The organism is Paraburkholderia sp. J63 (genome assembly GCF_905220245.1).
Taxonomy (GTDB): domain Bacteria; phylum Pseudomonadota; class Gammaproteobacteria; order Burkholderiales; family Burkholderiaceae; genus Paraburkholderia.
Map to the genome: position 1 here is coordinate 39239 of NZ_CAJMZF010000024.1, position 22058 is coordinate 61296.

The 22058-nt window shown below is 67.1% G+C and carries 19 protein-coding genes and 2 pseudogenes; 6 read left to right on the forward strand and 15 right to left on the reverse strand.

Annotation, left to right across the window (positions count from 1 at the left end; all coding sequences use genetic code 11):
* Positions 1-25: 25 nt before the first annotated feature.
* The 4 genes and pseudogenes from U5775_RS23835 to U5775_RS23850 all read right to left on the reverse strand — a co-directional run.
* A pseudogene (locus U5775_RS23835) lies at positions 26-370 on the reverse strand (YbiU family protein); the annotation flags it as partial.
* Between the two features lie 156 nt (positions 371-526).
* Positions 527-1141, reverse strand: coding sequence for a hypothetical protein (locus U5775_RS23840; RefSeq protein WP_322060560.1), 615 nt, complete (start codon positions 1139-1141; stop codon positions 527-529).
* Between the two features lie 56 nt (positions 1142-1197).
* Complete coding sequence (locus U5775_RS23845; RefSeq protein ID WP_322060561.1) at positions 1198-2247, reverse strand: patatin-like phospholipase family protein; 1050 nt, start codon at positions 2245-2247, stop codon at positions 1198-1200.
* A 251-nt stretch (positions 2248-2498) separates the two neighbouring features.
* Positions 2499-3443 (reverse strand): annotated as a pseudogene (locus U5775_RS23850) (fatty acid desaturase); the annotation flags it as partial.
* 68 nt (positions 3444-3511) lie between these two features.
* Here U5775_RS23850 and U5775_RS23855 point away from each other — a divergent pair.
* Together U5775_RS23855 and U5775_RS23860 are read left to right on the forward strand one after the other, a co-directional pair.
* Positions 3512-4336, forward strand: a complete 825-nt coding sequence (locus U5775_RS23855; RefSeq protein ID WP_322060562.1) for a phosphate/phosphite/phosphonate ABC transporter substrate-binding protein — start codon at positions 3512-3514, stop codon at positions 4334-4336.
* Between the two features lie 157 nt (positions 4337-4493).
* Positions 4494-5897, forward strand: coding sequence for a DHA2 family efflux MFS transporter permease subunit (locus U5775_RS23860; RefSeq protein ID WP_322060563.1), 1404 nt, complete (start codon positions 4494-4496; stop codon positions 5895-5897).
* Positions 5898-5981: 84 nt separating this feature from the next.
* Here U5775_RS23860 and U5775_RS23865 read toward each other — a convergent pair whose 3' ends face one another.
* On the reverse strand, positions 5982-6272 hold the full coding sequence (locus tag U5775_RS23865; RefSeq protein WP_322060564.1) for a hypothetical protein: 291 nt from the start codon (positions 6270-6272) through the stop codon (positions 5982-5984).
* A gap of 586 nt (positions 6273-6858) precedes the next feature.
* Here U5775_RS23865 and U5775_RS23870 point away from each other — a divergent pair.
* Positions 6859-7515, forward strand: coding sequence for a glycine zipper 2TM domain-containing protein (locus U5775_RS23870; RefSeq protein WP_415913639.1), 657 nt, complete (start codon positions 6859-6861; stop codon positions 7513-7515).
* A 141-nt stretch (positions 7516-7656) separates the two neighbouring features.
* On the opposite strand, the gene U5775_RS23875 is transcribed toward U5775_RS23870, so the two are convergent.
* The 4 genes from U5775_RS23875 to U5775_RS23890 all read right to left on the reverse strand — a co-directional run bounded on the left by U5775_RS23875 (position 7657) and on the right by U5775_RS23890 (position 12409).
* Positions 7657-9264 carry a purine-cytosine permease family protein gene (locus tag U5775_RS23875; protein ID WP_322060566.1) on the reverse strand — a complete coding sequence of 536 codons (1608 nt, stop codon included), beginning with the start codon at positions 9262-9264 and terminating at the stop codon, positions 7657-7659.
* Between the two features lie 228 nt (positions 9265-9492).
* A complete protein-coding gene (locus U5775_RS23880) occupies positions 9493-10425 on the reverse strand; it encodes a LysR family transcriptional regulator (protein ID WP_322060567.1) in 933 nt (310 codons plus the stop codon).
* 100 nt (positions 10426-10525) lie between these two features.
* Complete coding sequence (locus U5775_RS23885) at positions 10526-11992, reverse strand: FAD-dependent oxidoreductase (protein ID WP_322060568.1); 1467 nt, start codon at positions 11990-11992, stop codon at positions 10526-10528.
* 72 nt (positions 11993-12064) lie between these two features.
* The gene (locus U5775_RS23890) at positions 12065-12409 is read right to left on the reverse strand and encodes a cupin domain-containing protein (protein WP_322060569.1); all 345 of its coding nucleotides are present in this window, start codon (positions 12407-12409) and stop codon (positions 12065-12067) included.
* Between the two features lie 241 nt (positions 12410-12650).
* Between U5775_RS23890 and U5775_RS23895 the strand changes: the two genes are divergently transcribed.
* The 3 genes from U5775_RS23895 to U5775_RS23905 all read left to right on the forward strand — a co-directional run bounded on the left by U5775_RS23895 (position 12651) and on the right by U5775_RS23905 (position 16203).
* Positions 12651-13496 carry a helix-turn-helix transcriptional regulator gene (locus U5775_RS23895; protein WP_322060570.1) on the forward strand — a complete coding sequence of 282 codons (846 nt, stop codon included), beginning with the start codon at positions 12651-12653 and terminating at the stop codon, positions 13494-13496.
* Between the two features lie 223 nt (positions 13497-13719).
* Positions 13720-14670, forward strand: a complete 951-nt coding sequence (gene speB / locus U5775_RS23900) for an agmatinase (protein ID WP_322060571.1) — start codon at positions 13720-13722, stop codon at positions 14668-14670.
* Between the two features lie 18 nt (positions 14671-14688).
* A complete protein-coding gene (locus U5775_RS23905; protein ID WP_322060572.1) occupies positions 14689-16203 on the forward strand; it encodes an aldehyde dehydrogenase family protein in 1515 nt (504 codons plus the stop codon).
* Positions 16204-16245: 42 nt separating this feature from the next.
* Here the strand turns inward: U5775_RS23905 and U5775_RS23910 are convergent, their stop codons facing one another.
* The 6 genes from U5775_RS23910 to U5775_RS23935 form a co-directional block, all read right to left on the reverse strand.
* Positions 16246-17364: a PHB depolymerase family esterase gene (locus U5775_RS23910; protein ID WP_322060573.1), complete on the reverse strand. Its 1119-nt coding sequence runs from the start codon at positions 17362-17364 to the stop codon at positions 16246-16248.
* A gap of 166 nt (positions 17365-17530) precedes the next feature.
* On the reverse strand, positions 17531-18172 hold the full coding sequence (locus tag U5775_RS23915) for a nucleotidyltransferase family protein (protein WP_322060574.1): 642 nt from the start codon (positions 18170-18172) through the stop codon (positions 17531-17533).
* Positions 18169-19227 carry an XdhC family protein gene (locus tag U5775_RS23920; RefSeq protein WP_322060575.1) on the reverse strand — a complete coding sequence of 353 codons (1059 nt, stop codon included), beginning with the start codon at positions 19225-19227 and terminating at the stop codon, positions 18169-18171. The genes U5775_RS23915 and U5775_RS23920 overlap by 4 nt, the downstream gene beginning before the upstream one ends.
* An 8-nt stretch (positions 19228-19235) precedes the next feature.
* On the reverse strand, positions 19236-20459 hold the full coding sequence (locus U5775_RS23925) for a vWA domain-containing protein (protein ID WP_322060576.1): 1224 nt from the start codon (positions 20457-20459) through the stop codon (positions 19236-19238).
* Complete coding sequence (locus tag U5775_RS23930; RefSeq protein WP_322060577.1) at positions 20453-21346, reverse strand: MoxR family ATPase; 894 nt, start codon at positions 21344-21346, stop codon at positions 20453-20455. The genes U5775_RS23925 and U5775_RS23930 overlap by 7 nt, the downstream gene beginning before the upstream one ends.
* 8 nt (positions 21347-21354) lie before the next feature.
* Entirely contained in the window at positions 21355-22041 is a 687-nt protein-coding gene (locus tag U5775_RS23935) for an SRPBCC family protein (RefSeq protein ID WP_322060578.1), read from the reverse strand.
* Between the last annotated feature and the right edge of the window lie 17 nt (positions 22042-22058).

The window sequence follows — 22058 nt, forward strand, 5'->3', positions numbered from 1 at the left end:
GGTTCCGGGCCGCGCAGCGCGGCTTTCATCGATCGAAACCCATCTGCGCGCGCCCGAGCGGCGTGAGGTCGTCGGCATTCGCGCGGCCGGCAAAATCCACCTCGAAATCGTCAGCCGGAAAATCGGCCGGGCTCTTGCCTGCGAGGAAACCCGGCAACTGGCGCGCGAGGTACGCGTCGTTCTTCGCGCAGGCCGGCGCGGACGCGATATACATCACGTTGCTATAGCCGCTCCCGCGATGCGCGTCTTCGACGGCGTGAATCACGTCGCTGTGCCAGAAGACCGTATCGCCGGGCTCCATGAGCGGAATCGACGCCAGCCCATCGAACAGCGGCGCGTGGTACTCGGCCTTGATCGACAGCGCGCGCACCGAACCAGTATCGCAAGGCGTTCGCCGGCAAGCCATTGCCGGTGGAGAATCCGTTATCGCTTGAATCGAGGGCGCCTTCGCTCGACAAGCGGCGTTAATGAAATTGCGTCCCCCTCCACGGCTTTCAAAAACCACTCCCTTCATTCGTTTACCCGGCTACGCCGGCACCGGCAAACCAAGCCGCCACGCGAGATTCGCACGCGCGCCCTGCTCGCAGCGCGCATAGAAATAGTCAGTCAGATAAATACGCGGCCGCGCGAGCAGGCTGCCCAGAATCTTCCGCTCGCGCAGGTCATACGCGAGCGCGTCGAGATCGGGGCGCTCGGCGCGCAGGCGCACGCCGTCCTCGCGAAACCGGCGGCGCAGCGCGCCCAGCGCCGCGAGGTCGATGTCGCACGCGTAGCATTCGTCGAGTTCATCCGGCACGCGGGTATGGCGGGTCGCGAAAATCGCCGCGGCGATGCGCTCGCGCATCGCGATCCGGTCGCCGGCCCAATGCAGGAACCAGTCGGCGCTGCGTTGCTCGTTGTCGCGCGCGCCAGGCACATAGATGACGTCATGGCACCACAGCGCGAGCTCGACGACGTCGGGATGGGGAATCGCGTCGCGAACGCAATCGAAATCGCGCAGGCAGCGCCTCACGTGACGCAAGGTGTGATAGTGGCGCACGGGCTCGCCATAGCATTGCGCGAGCTCCGCATAAACGGACCCGGCGCGCGCGCCGCCGTTGCGCGACCACAGCGAGACGAAGCGTGCTTGCGTGCGGTCCATCCGTGCTCCTTTCGCGCGCGGCGAATGCCATGCACAAAGCGCCGCCGCCGCGATGCTCAGAGAAACTCCCTGCGAATATCGATGCTCGAACGCTGGCCGATATTCGCGTAGTGCTGCATCAGCCACGCATCGGCCTCGCGCCGCCCGTTCTCGCGCAGCTCGCAGAGGAAGCCCCAATCGGCGTTGTACTTGCTCGACACGCTGAGCGCGCACATCGCGGCGTCCGAGCGAATCGAATGAATCAGCATTTCCTTCATCTCGTTGCGGTCGACCTTGCCTTGCTGGATCAGCTCCGTGACGAACGCGATCGCGCGCATTTCGCGCATCAGCGAGGAATTGAAGCTGATCTCGCTGATCCGGTTGAGGATTTCGGCGGCCGTGACCGGCACGCCGCGGCGCACGAGCGGGTTGATGTGGACGATGATCACGTCGCGGGTGTGACCGTGGTAGATCAGCGGATAGATGGCCGGATTGCCCATATAGCCGCCGTCCCAGTAGTGCTCGCCGTCGATCATCACCGACTGGAACAGCGTCGGCACGCAGGCGGAGGCGAGCACGGCATCGGCGCAGACATCGTCGCCCGTGAACAGCCGGATCTTGCCGGTTTCGACGTTGGTCGCGCACAGGTACAGCGGAATCGGACACGCTTTGCGCAGCGCCGCGAAGTCGACCTGGCTTTCGAGCACTTCGCGCAACGGATTCAGATTGTGCGGATTGAACTGGTACGGCGAGAACACGCGCAGCATCATGTCCGCGAATGCGTAGAGCGGCGAATGATCGAGTCCGAAGCTGTGCGTGCCTTTGAGCCAGGGCACCCAGCGCAGCGGGTTGTAGCGCTCGGCCGACTCCGAGATCGCTTGCCAGAAGTCGTGCAGCGCCTGTCGCGCGCCTGGCTCGCCGCCCTTGAGCAGGCCGTATGCGAGCACGGCGCCGTTCATCGCGCCCGCACTGGTCGCGCTCACACCGTCGATCTTGAGCCGGCCGTCTTCGAGCAGCCGGTCGAGCACGCCCCACGTGAAGGCGCCGTGCATGCCGCCGCCCTGCAAAGCCAGCGCGACCGGCTTGGGCGCCGCGTGCTCGTGGCTTCTTGTTTGCTTCGTCGCCATGTGCCACCTCCTCGGCCGCTGCAGGTCGAGCGCACGACGGCTTCGCCGGTCGAGAGACCTGCGCGGACTCGCAGCGCAAGGTCTTTCTCCAGACGAATACGCTCGCCACGGCGGCGCATCGCCTGGTGCGTCCAGACGCGCGAATCCGGGGTTCGTGCAGCGCATGGGACTACGTTCCTGCCAGGGGCCAACCCTGCACCATTATGCGCTGCGTTATGGGCTGCGTTACAGGCTCCGTTGCGCTATTCGCAGTACGGGTGAACCGGCGCATCGGTGGCGCGCCACGCGTAAAGGCGCAGCAGCTCGCGGTATCCGCCGCGAATCACGAAATGCCCGCATTTGACCGCATAGGCGTCGCGGCGCAGCCGGTAAGCGCGCGGCAGGCAATACCAGGCGAGCGAGGGCAAGTCGTGGTGCACGAGGTGATAGTTGTTGTTGAGGAACAGCAGCCGCATCACGAAGCCCGCCTCGTTGATCGCGATGCGCGCCTTCGGATCGGGCGCCGCGCGATGCTCGTAGAGCGAGCGGATGGTCGCGAGCGAGAGCGCGGGCCAGGTCACGGCGAGCAGGTAGTACCACCACGGCACGCCGGCCCAGCGATCGAGCATCGCGAGCAATGCGGCGACGCACAGCAGATGCGCCACCCACATCGGCGCGTAACGGCGGTCGCGCTCGCGCAGCGCACGCCATGCTGCCGCGAGCACGGCGGCGGCACTCATGGGCGGCCCCACCACCATCCTGCCGACGAAGCGCTTGCGCGCGTGCCACAAGGCGCGGCGCCACGCCGGCCAGCGCTGCCAGCGCGCGGCGGGCACGTAGTTGCTCTCGGGATCGAGGCCTGGCAGCGTGAGCGCCTCGTCGCGATGATGTTCGAGATGCGTGTCGCGATAGAGCGTATAGGGAAACCAGATCGCGAGCGGCGGGTAGCCCAGCAATTTATTCAGGAATCCGAACCGGGTGGGATGGCCGTGCAACAACTCGTGCTGCATCGACATATGCCAGGCGCACAGCCCGACGAGGAGCGGCGTGGCCGCGCCCAGCGAGAGCGCGTGGGCGCGCACGAGCATCACGACAGCGGCCCAGCCGCCATAGACGGCGCCGATCACCAGCCAGGTTGGCCATTCGGTGCGCGCGCTCAGGCTTGCCTCGAGTGCAGCCACGTCCTGCGCATGCTCCGGGTCGATATATTCAGCCATGGTTCGCCTGATTCACACGGCGGGCACAGCAGCCCGCCCTTGCCTGGGTTCTACGATAAGCTTGCGCAATGAGCCGCTGGATCGCCGCCCTGCCGATGTACAACGTCACGCCGCAACACGGCGCGCTCTGGCGCGCCCTGCTCCAGGACACGCTCGAAGCGTTTGCGCAGGCGGGCGGCCCGCGCGATGTGGCCGTGCTCGACGATCCCGGCAGCGACCTGCTCGCGCTATGGCGCCGCCCCGACCTGCTGCTCTCTCAAACATGCGGCTTCCCGTATCGCGTGCTCGGCCTCGCAAACGCCGTTCAACTGCTCGCGACGCCGGCCTTCGACGCCGAAGGCTGCGAGGGCGCGTATTACCGCAGCACGCTCGTCGTCTCGGCGCGCGCCGCGTCGCAAGGCGCCGTTACGCTCGCGGCCTGCCGCGGCTTGCGCGCCGCCTGCAACGGCCGCGATTCGCATAGCGGCATGAACGCGCTGCGCCGCGCCGTGGCGCCGTATGCGCATGCAGGCCGCTTCTTTTCCTCGGTCGCGTGGGTGGGCTCGCATCTGAACGCCTTGCGCGCGCTCGGCGCGGGCGTGGCCGACGTGGCCGCCATCGACTGCGTGACGCTCGCCTATGTCCGCGACGCCCTGCCCGAATTGCTGCACGACGTGCGCACGATCGGCGCGACGGCGCTTGCACCGGGCCTGCCCTTCGTCGCCTCGCAGGCGCTGCCGGCGGCGCAGATCGAGCGTTTGCGCGACGCGCTCGACCTGGCCTGCACCGCCGACGCGCCACGCGCAAAGGCGCTGCGCTTGTGCGGCTTCGTGCGGCTTTCGAGCCCCGATTACGACGCCATCGCCCAATGCGCCGACGAAGCACGTGCGCTCGGCTATCCGGATCTCGCGTGAACGCAACGCCAGCACCGCAGCACGCAATCTAACAACGAATGCCGCGTGGACCAAACGAGCGTTTGACACATCGATATTCCCCGGCGTGGCAAGCATGGCCGGTAAGATGCAGGCTTTGCCTTTGCCCGATGATGACCGCCTCGGAGACCCGCGGAACATGACTGAGACGCACGAACGCGCCCACGCTCGCGGACGGATCGACCCGTCGGTCTGGAAAGTCGCCGCGGTGGTCTCGATCGGCTCGTTCATGGCGCAGATGGATGCGACGCTCGTCAACGTCTCACTCTCGACCATCGGCCACGAGCTCGACGCCTCCATCGCCGCGGCGCAGTGGATCGTGAGCGGCTATCTGCTCGCGATGGCGCTCACGCTGCCGCTCAACGGCTGGCTCGTGGACCGCATCGGCGCGAAACGGCTTTACGTCTTCTGCTTTTCGGCTTTCACGTTCGCCTCGGTGCTCTGCGGCGCCGCGCAAAGCATCGGCGAGCTGATCGGCGCGCGCGTCTTGCAGGGGCTCGTGGCGGGCGTGCTGGCCCCCATGGCGCAGATGATGATCGGACGCGTCGCGGGCAAGCACATGGAGCGCGTGATGGGCTACGCGACGCTGCCCATTCTGCTCGGCCCCATCCTCGGCCCCGTGCTGGCCGGGACGATCCTCATCCGCGCGCGCTGGCCCTGGCTCTTCTTCATCAACGTGCCCGTGGGCGCGCTCGGCGTCGCCCTCGCTGCGCGGCTGCTTGCGCGCGACACCGCGCCCGCGCAACGGCGCCCTTTCGACGGCGTGGGCTTCGCGCTGATCTCGCCGGGCCTCGTCGCGCTGGTCTACGGGCTCCAGAATGCCGCGCACGGCGCAGGCAAAGCGGCGCTTGTCGCGGCCGCCGGATTGCTCGCGGGATTCCTGCGCCACTCGCTGCGCAACGGCGCAGCCGCGCTGATCGACGTGCGGATCTTCGCGGACCGCACGTTCCGCGCGGCGGCGATCACGCAATGCCTCGCAAACGGCATCCTGTTCGGGCGCGTCTTCGCCGTGCCGCTGTACCTGATCGCCGGTTGCGGCCTCTCCGCCGCGCAGGCCGGCTGGCTTGTCGCGTCGATCGGCGTGGGCATGATGGTTTCGTTCGTACTCCTCGGCTTTCTGACCGAACGCTTCGGCTGCCGCGCGGTCGCGGCGGGCGGCGCCTTGCTCGCTGCGCTCGGCGCGCTCGCGCTCGTCTGGATGTCGAGCCATGCGTACTCGGCGCCCTGGACCGTCGCGTGCCTGTTCGTTTCCGGCCTGGGCCAGGGCACCATCAGCGTGCCGGCGATCTCGGCCGCCTATGCGTCGATGCCGAAGGCGCGCCTCGCCATGGCCAACACCGCGCTCAACATCGCCCAGCGCATGGGCGGTCCGCTCGCGAACACGCTGCTCGCGATGGCGCTCGCGCTCTCGATACGCAGCCTCGCGGGCGCGCGGCCCCAAGACTTCGTGACGGCGTTCGCGGTGCTCGCCGCGTTTCATGTGCTGTGCTTCGCGACGACGCTGCGCCTGCCGCTCAGAGTTCAGCACGCGAGCGAGCGCTGAATGTGTCGAAATGAGCGAATGCCCCGTGGTTTTTTCTTTTCAGGAGTCGCGGCCCGCGGGTTTGAATGGAGCGCGGCTCGTGGCTCAGGCCGCCTCGCCGAAAATCCGCACGACGGGGCTCACGTCGCTGGGCGGGAAGATGTACCACGCGCCGTCGTCGTGGCGGAAGAAAAACAGCCCCACTGCGTTCGCGGCGCCAAGGGTGCGGATATAGACGCAGCGCCGCTTGCCGGTGTGCCCGTAGCCGTTCTTGCGCCCATGCGCGCATCGCCTGATCTCGACCAGCGTATCGGGCTGCAATGCAAGCCATTTGTCTGCTATGGCCCGCAGCGACTGTCTCGTCCCGTCCATCATCGTCTCCTTCGCGCCCGCCACGGTGCCTCGATGTATTGCACCGAACCTCGCCGGCACACCGTGTAAGGCAATCACCGTGCCAATTCAGAGCCACCGACGGCGGCAACCGGTTGTTGCGATGCGCCCCGCGCCAGGCAGCCCGCCCGGCAAGGCGCTGCGGCTCGCACGCGTTAAGGTCGGACGAAATCCGCGAATGCCACGCCGCCGGCGCAGTTGATCAAATGAGCAAGTGAGTGCCTCGGTAGTGCGTCGTGAATGGATCATTCCGTCACATATGGCCGTATCTGCGCGCACGACGTCGGGCCCGCGTGATCTTGCCTGCTTTGTGCTTCACATGCGCATGTTTGTGGCGCGGATTTTCGTGTTCGTGGTGGCCGAACGGACTAGGCAGTTAGTTGCATAAAGAGGGCGGGGAAATACGCCTCAAAACCACGGCAGATGAAGGCTCACAAAAGTCCACACCATTCACCCGGCAACAGACTTTACACGTTGTTACCCGTGGGTCACGCACGCGCCGAGGGGCTTTCCTTATACTCCGGCGCATCCGCCTTCCGATCCTGCTCGCCGCGCATCACGCGACGCCGATGCATACAACACCTCGATGCCCATGCTCTCTACCCGCTCCACCCTGATCGCCGCCCTGGCCGTTGCCGCAAGTCTTTCGTTGTCGGCGTGCGTCGCGCCCGGTTATGCGCCTTATGGCGCGCAGCCCGGCTACCCGGCCCAGGCGCCCGCATACGGGCAGCCTGCCTATGCGCAACCGGGCACCGTGCAGCAGCAACCCGCCTATGCAGCACCGGCACCGGCTCCCGCGCCTCAACAGCCGTATGACTCACAAAACAACGGCCAGTACGGCGGGCAGTACGACTCGCAGCAATACGGCAATCAATCTGGCGGCCAATACGGCAATCCGTACGGCAACCAATACGCCGCGCAGTACGGCACGATTTCGAATATCAGCCCAATCCAGGGCGCAACGGGCGCGTCGGGCATCGCGGGCACCGTGGTCGGCGCGCTGGTTGGCGGCGTGGTCGGCAATCAGTTCGGAGGCGGTCATGGCCGCGACGCGGCGACGGTCATCGGCGCGCTCGGCGGCGCCTATGCGGGCAATCAGATCGGCCAGCAGATGGGACAGCCCGCGGGCTACCGCATCGACGTGCAGTTGAGCGACGGCTCGATGCGCTCGTTCAACGTGCCCTCGCCGGGCGACTTGCGCCCCGGCGACCGCGTTCAGGTGAACGGCAGCCAGCTTTCGCGTTATTGATGGGGGTGGTTGATGCCACGCGCGTTCGGTTCGTTATCCTGATGACCCGCGCGCGCGGGCACGATTCAAATCCTTCACGACAACCGGCTGCCCTGCGCTGAATCTTTGTTCAGCGCTCGGGCAGCCGGATAGAACAACCCGTTACTCCGCAAACTCCTCGGCATACTCGCGATTACCCGCATATTCGGGCACGCGGTGCGCCGCACGCTTGCCGGCTTCGCTACGCTCGTCGCGCGACCTTACCGTCACCGGCACGGGCGCAGCGGCACGCGCACTCGCCTTCCCGTCGCGCACGAAGCGGCGCCCCTCGGGTCCGTACACCGCATCGGGTTCCGGGAACATCCACAGCAGCGCCACGTAGAGCACGCCGCCCACCATCAGCGAAATCGGCACGCTCAGATCGCAGCCGCCCGCGAGATTGCCCAGCGGTCCGACGAACTGGCCCGGCAGATTCACGAACGACAGGCCGACAAACGCGGACGGCAGCCACGCGCCCATCGCGCGCAGATTCCAGCCGTGCGTGAACCAGTAATGGCCGCCGCGCCCGCCGCGATTGAAGATCTGCAGGTCATCGCCGAGATAGAAGCCGCGGCGCTGCAGGAAGCCGATCATCATGATCGCCATCCACGGGCAACTGAACGTGCAGATCAGCGTCGAGAACGTCGAGACGCTCTCCACGAGATTGAACGCGAAGCGGCCCACGAAGATGAAGCCGATGGCGAGCGTGCCGATCAGCAGCGTCGCACGCACGCGGTTGAGCAGCTTGGGGAACATGCTCGACATGTCGAGGCCCGTGCCGTACAGCGCGGTCGTGCCCGTCGACATCCCGCCGATGATCGCGATCAGGCACATCGGCAGCAGGAACCAGCGCGGCGACACCGCGAGCAGCCCGCCCACGTAATCGTTCGAGGTGATGTAGCTGGGTGCATGCGTGGCGATGATCGTGGCCGTGGCAAGACCGAAGAAGAACGGCACGAAAGTGGCGATCTGCGCGATGAACACGGCGCCCATGACGCGATGGCGCGGCGTCTTTTCGGGAATGTAGCGGGCCCAGTCGCCGAGCGTCGAGGCGAACGAGACCGGGTTGCTCAGCGCCACCAGCACCGAGCCGATAAAGGCGGCCCAGAACCCGGCGCCGCCTTGGTGCAGCGTGCCGGCATAGTTGACGTCGAACGCATTCGAGAACGCCAGCGCGCCAAGAATGAACATGAGGCTCGCGGCCCACACGGCAATCTTGTTCACCCACAGCATGAAGCGGAATCCGTAGATGCAGACCACCAGCACGAGCACCGCGAACACCATGTACGAGGTGCCGAGCGTCCAGCCGTTCACGGGCACGCCCGCGAGATCGTGCGCGCCGCCCACGAGCGCATCGCCCGAGCTCCACACCGCCAGCGAGAAGAACGCAATCGACGTGAGCAGCGCGAGGAACGAGCCCACGATCCGGCCATGAATGCCGAAGTGCGCGCCCGAGGACACCGGATCGCTCGTGCCGTTGCGCGGCCCGAACAGGCTCATGGGCGCGAGAATGCAGGTTCCCACGAGCACGCCGAGCACGATCGAATAAAGACTCGCCTTGAACGAGAGGCCGACCAGCACCGGAAAACTGCCGAGCACCGAAGTGGAAAAGGTATTGCAGCCGCCGAACAGCAGCCGGAAGAGATCGATGGGGCGCGCATAGCGCGAAACGTCCGGGATGCGTTCGAAACCGAATGTTTCGACCTGCGTAATACTGGTATTTTCAGCCATGATGTCTCACTCCTTGCAGCGCCGGCACATACGGCCACGAGCATCGCTCTGGGGCCAGCCGGCGCACTGTCTTCGTCTCAGGCGCTCACTCTAAAACAGCCGAATGCGCGCCGTATTGCGTATTTCAAACGTTCACTTCACGCGCGTGCAATGTATTGCCGCGCGCCGCTTGTTCATTGCTTATTCTTCGTTGCTTGTTCGTGGCTTCTTCGCCGCCCGTTCGCTTTCTCACGCGCACGCGCGCTCTTCCTCCATGGCGGCCCGCGCGCCGTACACATTGAGCAGGTCCTCGCAAAAGGCGCTCACGATGGGCCTGTCCGCCGCGCCGCGCTTGATGGCGAGATGCAGCGGCACGTCGAAGCCAAATGCCGCGCGCCCCAGCACGCGAATGAGGCCGCGCTGCTCGAACGGCTGCGCATGATGCTCGGGCAGATAGCCGATATGGCTGCCCGAGAGAATCAGCACGGTGGCCGCGTCGATGCTGTCCGCGATAGCCGTCACCTGGCGCTCGCCGATGCTCGCGAGTTCCTCGGGCACCGGATAGCTGCGCCAGATCCAGTCGTGCGCGCGCAGCGCGTCGAGCGTGACGTGAGGCTCCGCATGAAAGAGCGGATGCCCGCGCCCGCAGCAGATCACCTGGCGCTCGCTGAAGAGCTCCGTGTAGCTGAGCCCCGCCACGCGATGCCAGAAATAGCCGATCGCGAGATCGAGCTGCTGATTCACGAGGCTTTCTTCGAGCTCTTGCGGCGGCGCGACGCGCATCGCGAAGCGCACGGCCTGGTCGCGCTTGCGAAACGCGCCGATCGCTTCGGCAAGGCGCGCGTTCTCCACATGCGAGGCCTGCCCGATCAGGCCGATCGAGAGCGTGCCCACGAGCTTGCGGTCGATGTCGCGCACCTGCGCGACGAATTGCGACGTCGCCGCGATCAGCGCGCGCGCCGAGGCCACGAAGCGCTCGCCCTTCGACGTGAGGCGAAAGCCGCCGCGCCCGCGCTCGCACAGCGTGAAGCCCACACGCGCTTCGAGCGCCGAAAGCTGCGAGCTGATGGTCGATTGGCGCACGCCCAGCGTGGCTTCGGCGGCGGTGATGCCGCGCGCGTCCACGACGGCGAGAAAGACCCGCACGAGCCGCAGGTCGAGATCGGAGGTATTGGAAAACATGCTGCTACGAAGAACTCCGGCGGCGGCCCCGCCCGATCCTAAATTCGTTGCGTGAGCAACGTGTTAAAGGTCAGCGGCGCCGCATGATGCCCACATCCACTTACATGGGGAAGCCCATGGCCTTGATGCCCTTGATCCAGGCGCGCTTCCAGCCGCCTTCGGCGTCGGCGCCGTCGAACGCATGGAAGGTGACCTTCGCCGCCAGCCAGCGCACCGGCTCGGGCGGGATATAGGTCGGGCTCAGCCTGGCGATATCGAGCGCCTGCTCCGGGCTGTTGCGCCCGAACAGGATGTTCAGGCCCATGAACGCGCCGAAGCGGCTGGCCGCCACGCCAAAGCCCGTATAGCCCGCCACGAATACACCCTTGCCGCCGAGGTAGCGCTTGGCGAACACCGAGCCGCGCGAGCAATAGTCGATCGGGCCGCCCCACGCGTGCGAGAAGCGCACGTCGCTGAGCTGCGGGAAGGTGTTGTAGAAGGCCTCCGCCAGCCGATAGTAGGTTTCGCGCTGCTCGTCCTGCGCCGGATTCGGATCGCCGTCGAAGTGATAGCTCACGAGGCCGCCGAAAATGATGTTGTTGTTCTTGGTGAGGCGGAAATAATTGAGCTGCGTGCGCGTGTCGTAAATGCCCTGGCGGTTCTTCCAGCCAATGCGCGCGAGCTGCTCGTCGGTGAGCGGCTCGGTGGCGAGCACGTGGTCGCGCACCTGCAGCACGCGCCGGTTAATATCAGGAATGCCAACTTTTGCCGTGCCGCTTCCGAACAGCACGCGCGGCGCGCGCACGCTGCCGTCGAGCGTCTTGACGAAGACGGTCTCGCCTTCGTCCTTCACGCTCGTGAGCGGGCTATGTTCGTAGAGCCGCACGCCCAGCGAGAGCGCCGCGCGCTTGAGCCCCCAGGCAAGCTTGGCCGGATGCACGATGCCGCTGCGGTTGCGCGACCAGAGCGCGCCCGCGAAGAGCGGCGAATTCAACTGCTCGCGCGTGGCCTGCTCGCCGAGCAGCACCACGTCGTGGCCATATTGCGTGTGCAGATCGTAGTCGGCGCGCAGGTGCTCAACGTGGTCGGGGTCCACCGCCACCGTCATTTCGCCGTTCCATTCGATATCGGCGTCGATGTCGTAGCGCTTGAGCGTGTCCTCGAAGCCGTCCAGATTGCGATGGCCGAATTCCTCGAGCTGCGCGATGTCGTTCGGAAATACGCGCACCGCGTTGGGCAGGCCGTGCATCACCGACGTCGAGATGATGCCGCCCGCGCGCCCCGAAGCGCCATGCGCGACGCGGCCCGCCTCGATCACCACCACGTCGAGCTCGGGCATCTGCTCCTTCGCCTGCACGGCGGCCCAAAGCCCCGTGAAGCCGCCGCCCACGATCAGCAGATCGGCGGTGGTGTCACGCGTGAGCTTGGGCTCGGCCGCCGGCTGGGCCGGATTGTCGAGCCAGTAGGGAGAAAGTTTGGTGCGCGAGAGCGCGTCTTCGACGCTCAGTGCGGTGGGCTTGCGTGCCGCGTTGCGCGCGGCGGCGGGCGCCGGTATGCCGGCTTCGTAGAGTTGCGCACTTTCGCTCATGATGGACTTCACTGCGTGAGGCTTGAGGGGACGGCGCCGCTCCGCACGGGAGGGCGCCGCGTGCTGCTGCGCTTATTGCTGCTCGAGCAGGACGTAGAACTTCTTGGCGTCCTCGAGGGTTTCCCAGCGGCCGGCAAAGCCTGCCGGCAGCAGATAGCCCTCGCCTGCCGCGAACTCCTTGCGGCCGCCGTTCACGTCGGTCAGCGCGATCTTGCCTTCGACGAGCCACACGGCTTCGTCGGCGGTCGTGGCGGGGAAATCCACGGCGCCAACCTTGCCTTCCCACCAGCCGATCGCGTATTTACCGCTCTGTCCCTCGGTGGCGCGCCAGTCGCTTTCGTCCATGCCGAATTCGAGTTTGGTGAATTCCCCAAGGCCTGCGCCCAGTTGCACGATGTCCTGAATCAGCTTGCTCATGTGTGTCCTGTTTTGTTTCAAATGAATCGGTGATGGCAAAGTTACCGATTCGCGCCGTCCCGGTATGCCCTCCCTCAGGGGGGACAAGATGCGTTTCATCTGCGTTTCATCGACTTGCGCCGATGTGTCCCCACCCATTCGTCCACGCACCCAAACCCGCCTGAAACCCCGGCAAACGCCCATCTCGCGGGGCATGCGGCGCTTCGGCTATAATGGGCTCGCCTTCCACCTGGGGCACGCCATGCAGATCTCCGTCCCCCCACTCCCAAGCGATTCATCGAATTTCCCGCTGTCGTTCAAGACGCTCGGCAACGTTATCGAAGCCGTCGGCACGCCCGATTTCGTACGGCGCCTCACGCTATTGCTCAACGAAATCATTCCGCTGAACGTCGTGCATCTCGAGCGCTCGCGCGCGGACAGCAGCATGCCCAACGGCTTTCGCTGCGAATGGATCGGCAGCAGCGGCGTGGGCATGGACACCGGCACGATCTCCGAGGTCATGACGCTCTATTACGATCGCTTCTACGAAATCGACCCGCTGTTTGCGGGTATACGCGGAAAGATCGGCACGCTGCTCGTGGTGCGCGACATCGGCGCGATTCCGCCCGGCGAATTCCGCCAGCGGCTCTTCGACGAAGCGCTCATCGCCCATGAATGCGTGCTCGCGCGCGGCACGCGCCACGGCCAGCACTCCATCGCGATCGAGCGCGCGCTCGACGCGCCGCCGTTTTCGCTCGCGGAAATGAACCTGTTTCGCAACGTCAGCGACTTTCTGTTTCCGCTGCTCGAGTTGCATGCCTCCACGAGCGCGGCCAAACGCGTCGCGCATCCGACCTCGTTTTTGCACCCGCTCGCGCAATTCGACGCGCGCATCGCGGCCGACGCCGTGCACCTCTCGAAGCGCGAATACGAAATCTGCGCGCATCTCATCACGGGCAAGACGGTGCCCGAGGCCGCCGAGATCGTCGGCGTGCGCGCGGCCACGGCCGAGACCTACGTGAAGCGCGCGTTCGCCAAGCTCGGCGTGCGCACCAAGCGCGAACTGGTCGCCTGGGGGCATGCCTCGCCCCGTCTGTCCGCGCTCTGATATCCGCGCAGTTGCACAATCGCGCAGCCGCTGCCAGGCAGCCGACGCGCCGCTCCCCCTCCCGATACCCTGCCTCATCGCCGCTGTAATGCGCCGCTCACATCGACTCCATTCGATGTGAACATTTCGATTTCGTTATTTACTTGGGCTACGGCTCGCCTACCATCATCCGGTCGCAACATCCACAGCCACACCCACAATCCCACAATCGGAGACACGGTCCATGCAACGCGAATTCAACCAGCCGCTCGGCGGCAACGACATGCCGCGCTTTGGCGGCATCGCCACCATGATGCGCCTGCCGCACGCGGCCACCACCGAGGGCCTCGACGCCTGCTTCGTGGGCGTGCCGCTCGACATCGGCACCTCGAACCGCTCGGGCGCGCGCTTCGGGCCGCGCCAGATCCGCTCGGAGTCGGTGCTGCTGCGCCCGTACAACATGGCCACGCGCGCCGCGCCGTTCGATTCGCTGCAAGTGGCCGACATCGGCGACGTCGCCACCAATCCCTATAACCTCAAGGACTCCATCGGCCTGATCGAAGCGGCCTACGACGAGATCGTCGCGAACGGCTGCCGGCCGATCACGCTGGGCGGCGATCACACGATCGCGTGGCCGATCCTGCGCGCGCTGCACAAGAAGTACGGCAAGGTGGCCGTGGTGCACGTAGACGCGCACGCCGACGTGAACGACACGATGTTCGGCGAGAAGATCGCGCACGGCACGCCGTTCCGCCGCGCCGTGGAAGACGGCCTGCTCCAGTGCGATAAGGTCACGCAGATCGGTCTGCGCGGCACCGGCTACCACGCCGAGGATTTCGACTGGTGCCGCAAGCAGGGCTTCACCGTGGTGCAGGCCGAAGCATGCTGGAACAAGTCGCTCGCGCCGCTCATGGAAGAAGTGCGCGCGCGCGTGGGCGACACCCCCGTGTACCTGAGCTTCGACATCGACGGCCTCGACCCCTCGTTCGCGCCCGGCACGGGCACGCCTGAAATTGGCGGCCTGACCGTGCAGCAAGGCCTCGAAATCATTCGCGGCATGAAGGGCCTCAACGTGGTGGGCGCCGATCTCGTCGAGGTCTCGCCGCCTTACGACCAGGCCGGCACGACCGCGCTCGTGGGCGCGAATCTCGCATTCGAAATGCTCTGCGTGATGCCGGGCGTGGCCTACCGCTAAAACAACGGAGTCCTGAACATGGCTACGATACCTGCGATTCCCGAGATAGCGACGCTGACCGCCAGCGAAAGCGGCTTCGTGCTGCCCGCCGCGACCATCGCCGGCGCGCCGGTGCGCACGCAAGACACGCGCGATGGCGCGCAAAACGCGACGCCCATCTTCAACGCCTCGACGGGCGCCACCATCGGCTGGCAGGCGCATGCGGACGCCTCGCTCGTCGACGCCGCCGTGCGCGCCGCGCATGCGGCGCTGCCCGCGTGGCGCGCCACCACGGCCGCCGAGCGCGGCAAGCTGCTGAAAAAGATCGCAGAACTGATCGATGCGGACCGCGCACGCCTCACCGCGATGCAGATGCAGGTGAGCGGCAAGCCGCCGATCGAAGCCGATATCGACGTGAGCGACGCCGCCGCCACGTTCGACTACTACGCGGGCCTGTGCCTCGACGCCCATGCCTTCGCGCCCGAAGCGCTCGCGCTGCCCGACGACACCGTGACCGGCGAGCGCTTCTACGAAGCCGTCGGCGTGGCCGCGCTGATCGTGCCGTGGAATTTCCCGATGGTCACCACGGCGTGGAAGATCGCGCCCGCGCTGGCCGCCGGCTGCACGGTGGTGCTCAAGCCTTCCGAGTTCACCTCGCCGGTCGAGCACATGCTCGCCGAGATCATCAACGAAGCGGGCCTGCCCGATGGCGTCGTCAACCTCGTGAACGGCGGCGGCGAAGTGGGCGCGCTGCTCACCGCGCATCCGCTCGTCGACAAGATCTCGTTCACGGGCAGCACCGCGTCGGGCAAAAAGGTCATGCAGGCGGCCGCGCAGGACATGAAGCGCGTCACGCTGGAGCTGGGCGGCAAGTCCGCGCTCATCGTGCGCGCCGACGCCGATATCGAGCGCGCCGTCACGCTCGCCGTGGGCGGCGCGTTCACGAACGCAGGGCAGATGTGCTCGGCCACCGCGCGCATCCTCGTGCACGACGACGTCTATCGCAAGTTCATGGCCGCGTTCGAAACGGCGGTGCGCGCGATCGTCGTTGGGCCGCCGCAGAGCGCCAATGTCGCGATGGGGCCGCTCGTGTGCGCGGCGCAGCGCGCGCGCGTGCAGGCGCTCGTCGAGCAAGGCGTGCAGGCAGGCGCGTCCGTGGCGTTCTCGGGCAGCCTCGACCACGCCTGTGCCGACGGCTTTTTCATGGCGCCCATGGTGATTGCGGAGCCGTCCGTGGACAACCTGCTCTGGACCGACGAAGTGTTCGGGCCGGTGGCGTGCGTGAAGTCGTTCCGCACCGATGAAGAAGCCATCACGCTCGCCAACGACACGCGCTATGGACTCGTGGCGACCGTCGTGAGCGCCGACCGCGAAGCGGCGCGCCGCTACAAGACGCAATTGCGCGCGGGACTCGTCTGGATCAACACGCCGCAACTGATCTTCCCGCAAATCTGCTGGGGCGGGCTGGGGCTGAGCGGCATCGGGCGCGAGCTCGGCCTGGCCGGACTGCGCAGCTACCAGGAATTGCGGCACGCGCTGGCCGACGTCGGCTAAAACGGCGGCGCGGCGCTGGATGGCGCCGCGCCCGCTTCATCGTTACGCGGGACGCTTCGCGTCGCGCCGCTGGCGCCGGAAGAAATTCCATAGCATCGCCGTGGCGTCGGGGCCCTTGCTCGAATGAAACGGTTCGCGAGGGTCGCCGCCGCTCCACGCATGGCCCAGGCCCTGGACGATGCAAACCCTCACCACGAGCCGCCCGGCTTTCAGATAGTCCACGTAATCGACAGCGTGACGGCTGTATGTCCGCTGCTCGCCCACGCGCAATTCGCCTTGCGCATCGACCAGCCGGTTCAGGCGCGCGAATTCCATGCTGAGCTGCACGGCGTTGCGCCGGGTGACCACAGCGTCGAGTTCGCCATGAACGATGATCGCGGGCATGCCCGGATAGCGGGCGACGTCCACGAACTTCTCGATCAGGTGCAGCGGATCTTCGCGGCTGCCCCCGCGCATCACGCGCATGGCGCTCATGGCCGAATTGGCCGCGCCGACCACGGGCCCCGAATGCAAGCCCACCGCCGCAAAGAGCGCGGGGTAATGAATTCCGAGCACCGCGGCCAGCCCCGCTCCCGCCGAAATACCGGCGAGATAGACACGCTCATGGTCGAAGCCCTGCTCCCGGACGATCGTCTCGACGAGCGAGGCGACTGCCGGTGCTTCGGAGTGCCCAGGATTTTCGTGCCAGTGCCAGCATCGATGCGGATGCGCGGTCTTCGCCTGCTCGGGCAGCAGCACCGCGAAGCCGGCGCGCTCCGCGAGCCGGCAAATGCGCGTGCCAGCGGCGAAGGACTCCGCGCCCTGCTTGCAGCCGTGAAGCATGACGACGAGAGGCAGGCCCGATCGCGGTGCGGCCGTGGCCATGGCAGGCAGATACAGCGCGTACGAGAGATGGTTGACGAGGCGGCCGGGCAGCGCCGGCGCGGAATGAAACGAGCGCGTCCACCGGCCCCCCGTGCGTGCACTTTGCGCCGCTTGTGCGGTTGGTGTCGTTCGCGAGCGGCCCGTGCGCGCTTCGCTGGCCGGCTTCGTTGCTGCGGTGCGGGCGGGCTTGAGCGCCGACGGCTTGCGCGCGGCGGCCTTCTTCTTCGGCCGCGCTTTCGTCAGACCGGTGAGCAGATCGAGGCCTCGGAGCCAAACGGAGTTTCTTTTTCTCGGCATGGGGAAGTTGCGGGGCGATAAGGTCACGATCTTATGCAAATACCGGGCCCGCGCGCGGTGGGCGGCGCGCGTCGCCATTGATCGCAACAATAGCGAAGTTTCGTTGAACTGGCGTGAACGATGTCCGGAACCTGAACGATTCGGACAGCACCTGTTGGCAAGCCGGCTAGGACGATTCCTGCCCGAAGCTCACGCCCTCCTGCGCCTCGACTCGCGCGAGAATCCGCGCATAGTCGTCGGGCGTATCCATATCGACGACGAAACGGTCGTGCTGCGCCTCGTGCAAATACACCTCGTCCGCGTGCTCCGCAATCAGCTTGCGGCAGCCCGGATTCACGTGGCCGTTCACGACCTCGGGCGCATGGCTCGACGCGAACACCACGGGGTTGCCGCGCGCGCCGCCGAACATCGGGACGAGAATCGAGCCGCGTGGCATGGCCGTATACGCTTCGACCAGCTCGCGATAGTCGGCGGCGCCGAGCAGCACCTGATCGGCGAGACAGATCATCACCGCATCGCACGGCGCCTGGAGCGCGGCCACCCCGGCGGCCACCGAGGTCATCTGCCCTTCGCGGTAACGCGGGTTGCTCTGGAAATGCACGTCGAGACCGTCGAGCGCCTCGAACACGGCGCGCCCGTTGAAACCCGTCACGACGACGATTTCCTGCGGCCCGGCCGCCCCGATCGCGCTCACGACGCGCCGCACGGCGGGCTCGCCGCCCACGGGCAGCAGCAGCTTGTGACGGCCTTCCATGCGCGACGACAATCCCGCCGCGAGCACGACCGCGGAAAACCTCGCCCTGTTCATGATCCTTCGCTCTCCGAATGATGGGTATGGAGCCCCGCCGCAATCGCCATATAGCGCTCGGGCGCGCGCTCGAACTCGGTCTTGCAGCAGTCGCAGCAGAAATACACGCGCTGTCCCGCATAGTCGATCACGTGCTTCGCCGTCGCCTTCTCGACGCTCATGCCGCATACGGGATTGACGTAGTGTCCGGCCGCGTGCGTCGCCTCCATGCCGATCTCGCAGGGCGGCAGCGGCGGCACGGCCTCGCCGCTCGCGCCCGCCTCCGCGCCGCCTTCGCGCGCGTCGCATTCCTCGAACTCGTGGCGCAGCGCGACGAGCCCCGCCACCGCGCCCAGCGCGATTTCCTGCGGCGTATGCGCATGGATCGCCGGTCCCGCGGGCGCCTGCAACGCCGCGAGCCGCGCTTCGCCGATGCCGCGCATGCGCATCGTCTCGCGCAGCCGGTCGGCCTTGCGCCGGCTCGCGATCAGCAGCACCGCGCGCGCGGGGCTGCGCAGCGCCGCTTCGAGGGCGTCTTCGTCGCCCTCGCCCTGGGTCGCGATCAGCACGAGCAGCGGCGCGAGCGGGCCGGCCACATCAACGTCGGCGTTGGCGTCATGGCGCGCGCCTTCGGCGGCGAGGCTCGCGCGCAAACCCATACGCCGCGCGAGCACGCAGGCCTCGCGGGCCGCGGGCGTCGCGCCGTACACCACCACGAGCGGCGCGGGCACGGTCGGCTGGATGAACAGCTCCAGCGCGCCGTTGCTCGCGCACGGCATCGCGTGCACGTCGACGTCGGGATCGGGCGCGGCCAGCTCGTTGCTGATGCGCACGCGGCGCGGCAGGCCCGAGCGCATCGCCGCGCGCGCGGCCTCGATCACGATGGCGCGCGCGCAGCCGCCGCCGATCCAGCCATGCAGCGTGCCGTCGCCTTCGACGAGGGCTTGCGCGCCCACCTGGGTCGAGGTCGGCGGCGCGGCGCGAATCACGGTCACGACCGCGAACGGCGCGCCGCTCGCGATCAGCCGCTGCTCGAGTTGCAGCAGATCGGCGGTGACGGAAAGGTGTTCGGCCATATCGGCATTCATTGCAGCTCACCGAGGAGAGGGAGGAAGATGCGTTCGAGACTGGCGAGGTCGCATGCGCCCGCCAGCAGGTCCAGATGCGGGAGCGCGGCGCGCATGCCCGCGCTGATGGGCGTGAACCCCGGCCGGCAGGCGAGCGGATTGATCCACACGAGCGAGCGACAGCGCCGCCTCAGCGCGGCCAGCGCGCCGCCGAGCACGGTGCAATCGCCGGCATCGTAGCCGTCGCTCACGATGACGACCGTTGTGCGCGCATGCAATAGGCGCGGCGCGTACTGGCGCGCGAAAGTCTCGAGGCTTTCGCCGATGCGCGTGCCGCCCGCCCAGCCCCCCGAAAGCAGATGCAGGCGCTCCTGGGCGACGTGCGGGTCGGGATCGCGCAGCGCTTCGTCGATATTGACGAGGCGTGTATGGAACATGAAGCTGTGCACGTCGCGCACGCGCGAGTCGAGCACGCGCGCGAGGCGCAGGAAGAAGAAGCTGTAGACGCTCATCGAGCGGCTCACGTCGAGCAGCAGGACGATGCGGGGTCGCTGGCGGCGTTTGTCCCGCCAGCCGATCTCGATGGGCAGGCCGCCGCGCGCCACGCTGCGGCGCAAGGTCCAGCGCAGGTCGATCGCCCGCCCCGCGCTGGCTCGCTGCTCGCGGCGCGTTTCCATGCCGCGCAGACGCCGCGCAAAGCGGCGGATCGCGGCGTCGATCGCGAAGAGCTCGTCGCGTTCGTTCAGATGGCGGAAGTCCGCGTGCGCGAGCGACTCGGCCTGCGTCGCGCCCTCGTCGGCGGTGGCGCCTTCGTCCGGCAGGCCCGCGCCGCGCCCGACCGACGAGACCGGCGTGCCTTCGCTCGTATCGTGTGGCTTGTCGTCTCGCTCGTCCTCTTCGTCGCGCGTAAGCGGGCCCGCGCCGCCCGCGCGCACTTCGCTCACGCTGCTGCGGTTCGGTGCGAGGAACCACGCGTCGAACAGATCGTCGAAGCGGCGCCAGTCCTCGACCCGCGAGCACAGCAGCGCGCGCAAACTCCAGCGCAGCAAATCGCGGTCGAACTGGCCCATGCGCTGCGCGACCTCCATCGAAGCCGACACGTCGGCGCTCGTCACGTTGAAGGCGTTCGCGCGCAGCCAGCCGGCAAAGCCCGCATAGCGCGCCATGAGCGTTTCAGCGAGGTCAGGAGGCGGCGTGCCTGCCGGGGTGCCCTGAGTGGCGTCTGGTGTTCCCGTCAACATGAGGCCACCAGCTTTTCGACGACGGACCGCGTGAGGCCGTCGCGGTCTTCACGCGTCTTCACGAGCGCGGCCAGCGAGTTCATGACGCGCTCGACGCCGTCCTCGTCGAGCGCGCGCACGCCGAGGCGCAGCAGCGCGGCCGCCCAGTCCAGCGTTTCCGCGAGGCCGGGCCTGCGGCGCAACGCCATCTGGCGCACCGCGTGCACGAATTCCACCACCTGGCGCGCGAGCGCCTCGGAGACCTCGGGCGCCTGGGTCCGCACGATCATCAGCTCGCGCTCGAACGACGGATAGTCGACGTACTGATAGAGGCAGCGGCGGCGCAGCGCGTCCGAGATTTCGCGCGTGGCGTTCGAGGTCAGGATCACGTAGGGCCGCTCGGTCGCGCGGATCACGCCCAGTTCGGGAATCGAGATCTGAAAGTCCGAGAGCACTTCGAGCAGATACGCTTCGAACGCTTCGTCGGTGCGGTCGATTTCGTCGATCAGCAGCACGGGCGCCGGCGTCGTCGTGATCGCTTCGAGCAGCGGGCGCTTGAGCAGATAGCGCTCGGAAAAAATGTCCTGCTCCTTGTCGCGCAGCGGCCGCGCGTCCTGCTCGATGAGCTTGATCGCGAGGAGCTGGTGCGCGTAGTTCCATTCGTAGAGCGCCGTGTGGGCGTCGAGGCCCTCGTAGCATTGCAGGCGGATCAGCGGCACGTCGAGCAGCCGCGCGAGCGCCTTCGCCGCCTCGGTCTTGCCGACGCCGGCCTCGCCTTCGAGCAGCAGCGGACGCCGCATGTCCATCGTCAGCAGCAAGGCGGCCACGAAGCTGCGTTCGGCAATGTAGCCGTGGTTCGCAAGCTGCGCCTGCAGCGTGACGACGTCGAGCATGCGGTCGGTCGTCATGGCATGCCTCAGCGGCCGTGGGCCCGGTGCGAGAAGCGCTCGCGCAGCCAGTCGCGCAGCATGGCCCAGACGAACGACAGGCCGTTGAGTTCGGCGGCGGGCGGCGGCGCAACGCTTGGGGGGGCGCTCGCGGATGGGGGTGACGCCGCCGCCGTCGCGCTGCTCGTTGCAGCGGTGTCGGGCGTGTCGGCCATATCGGGTGCATCGGGCGCGCCTTGCTCAGCCGCGCCACCCGGCGCCTCCATCGCGTCGAGCCGCGCCGCGAAGTTCGCTACGAACTGCTTGAGCAACTGCTCGGAAACCGGCCCCATCAAGCGGCCGCCAATCGCGGCGGCCTTGCCGCTCATCGTCACCTCGCTCTTGCCGGACAGCTCGCAGGCGGCGCCGCTCGGCTGCACGGCGGCGAACAGATCCATGGTCGCCGCGGAGCTGCCCGTCGAGTCGGTGCCCTTGCCCACCAGATGCAGGCTGCGCGCCGCCGCGTCGAGCGCGAGCACTTCGATATCGCCCTTGAACGACATCGTCGCCGGGCCGAGCCGCACCGTGATGGTTCCTTTGTAGTGCGTATCATCGATTCGCTCGGTAATCTTCGCGCCCGGCATGCAGCCGGCCACGGCCTCGATATCCTGCATGAGCCGCCACGCACTTTCCGCGCTCGCGGCGAGCGGAAACACCTTGTCTAGCACCACCTTCATCGATCGTTCTCCCTGCA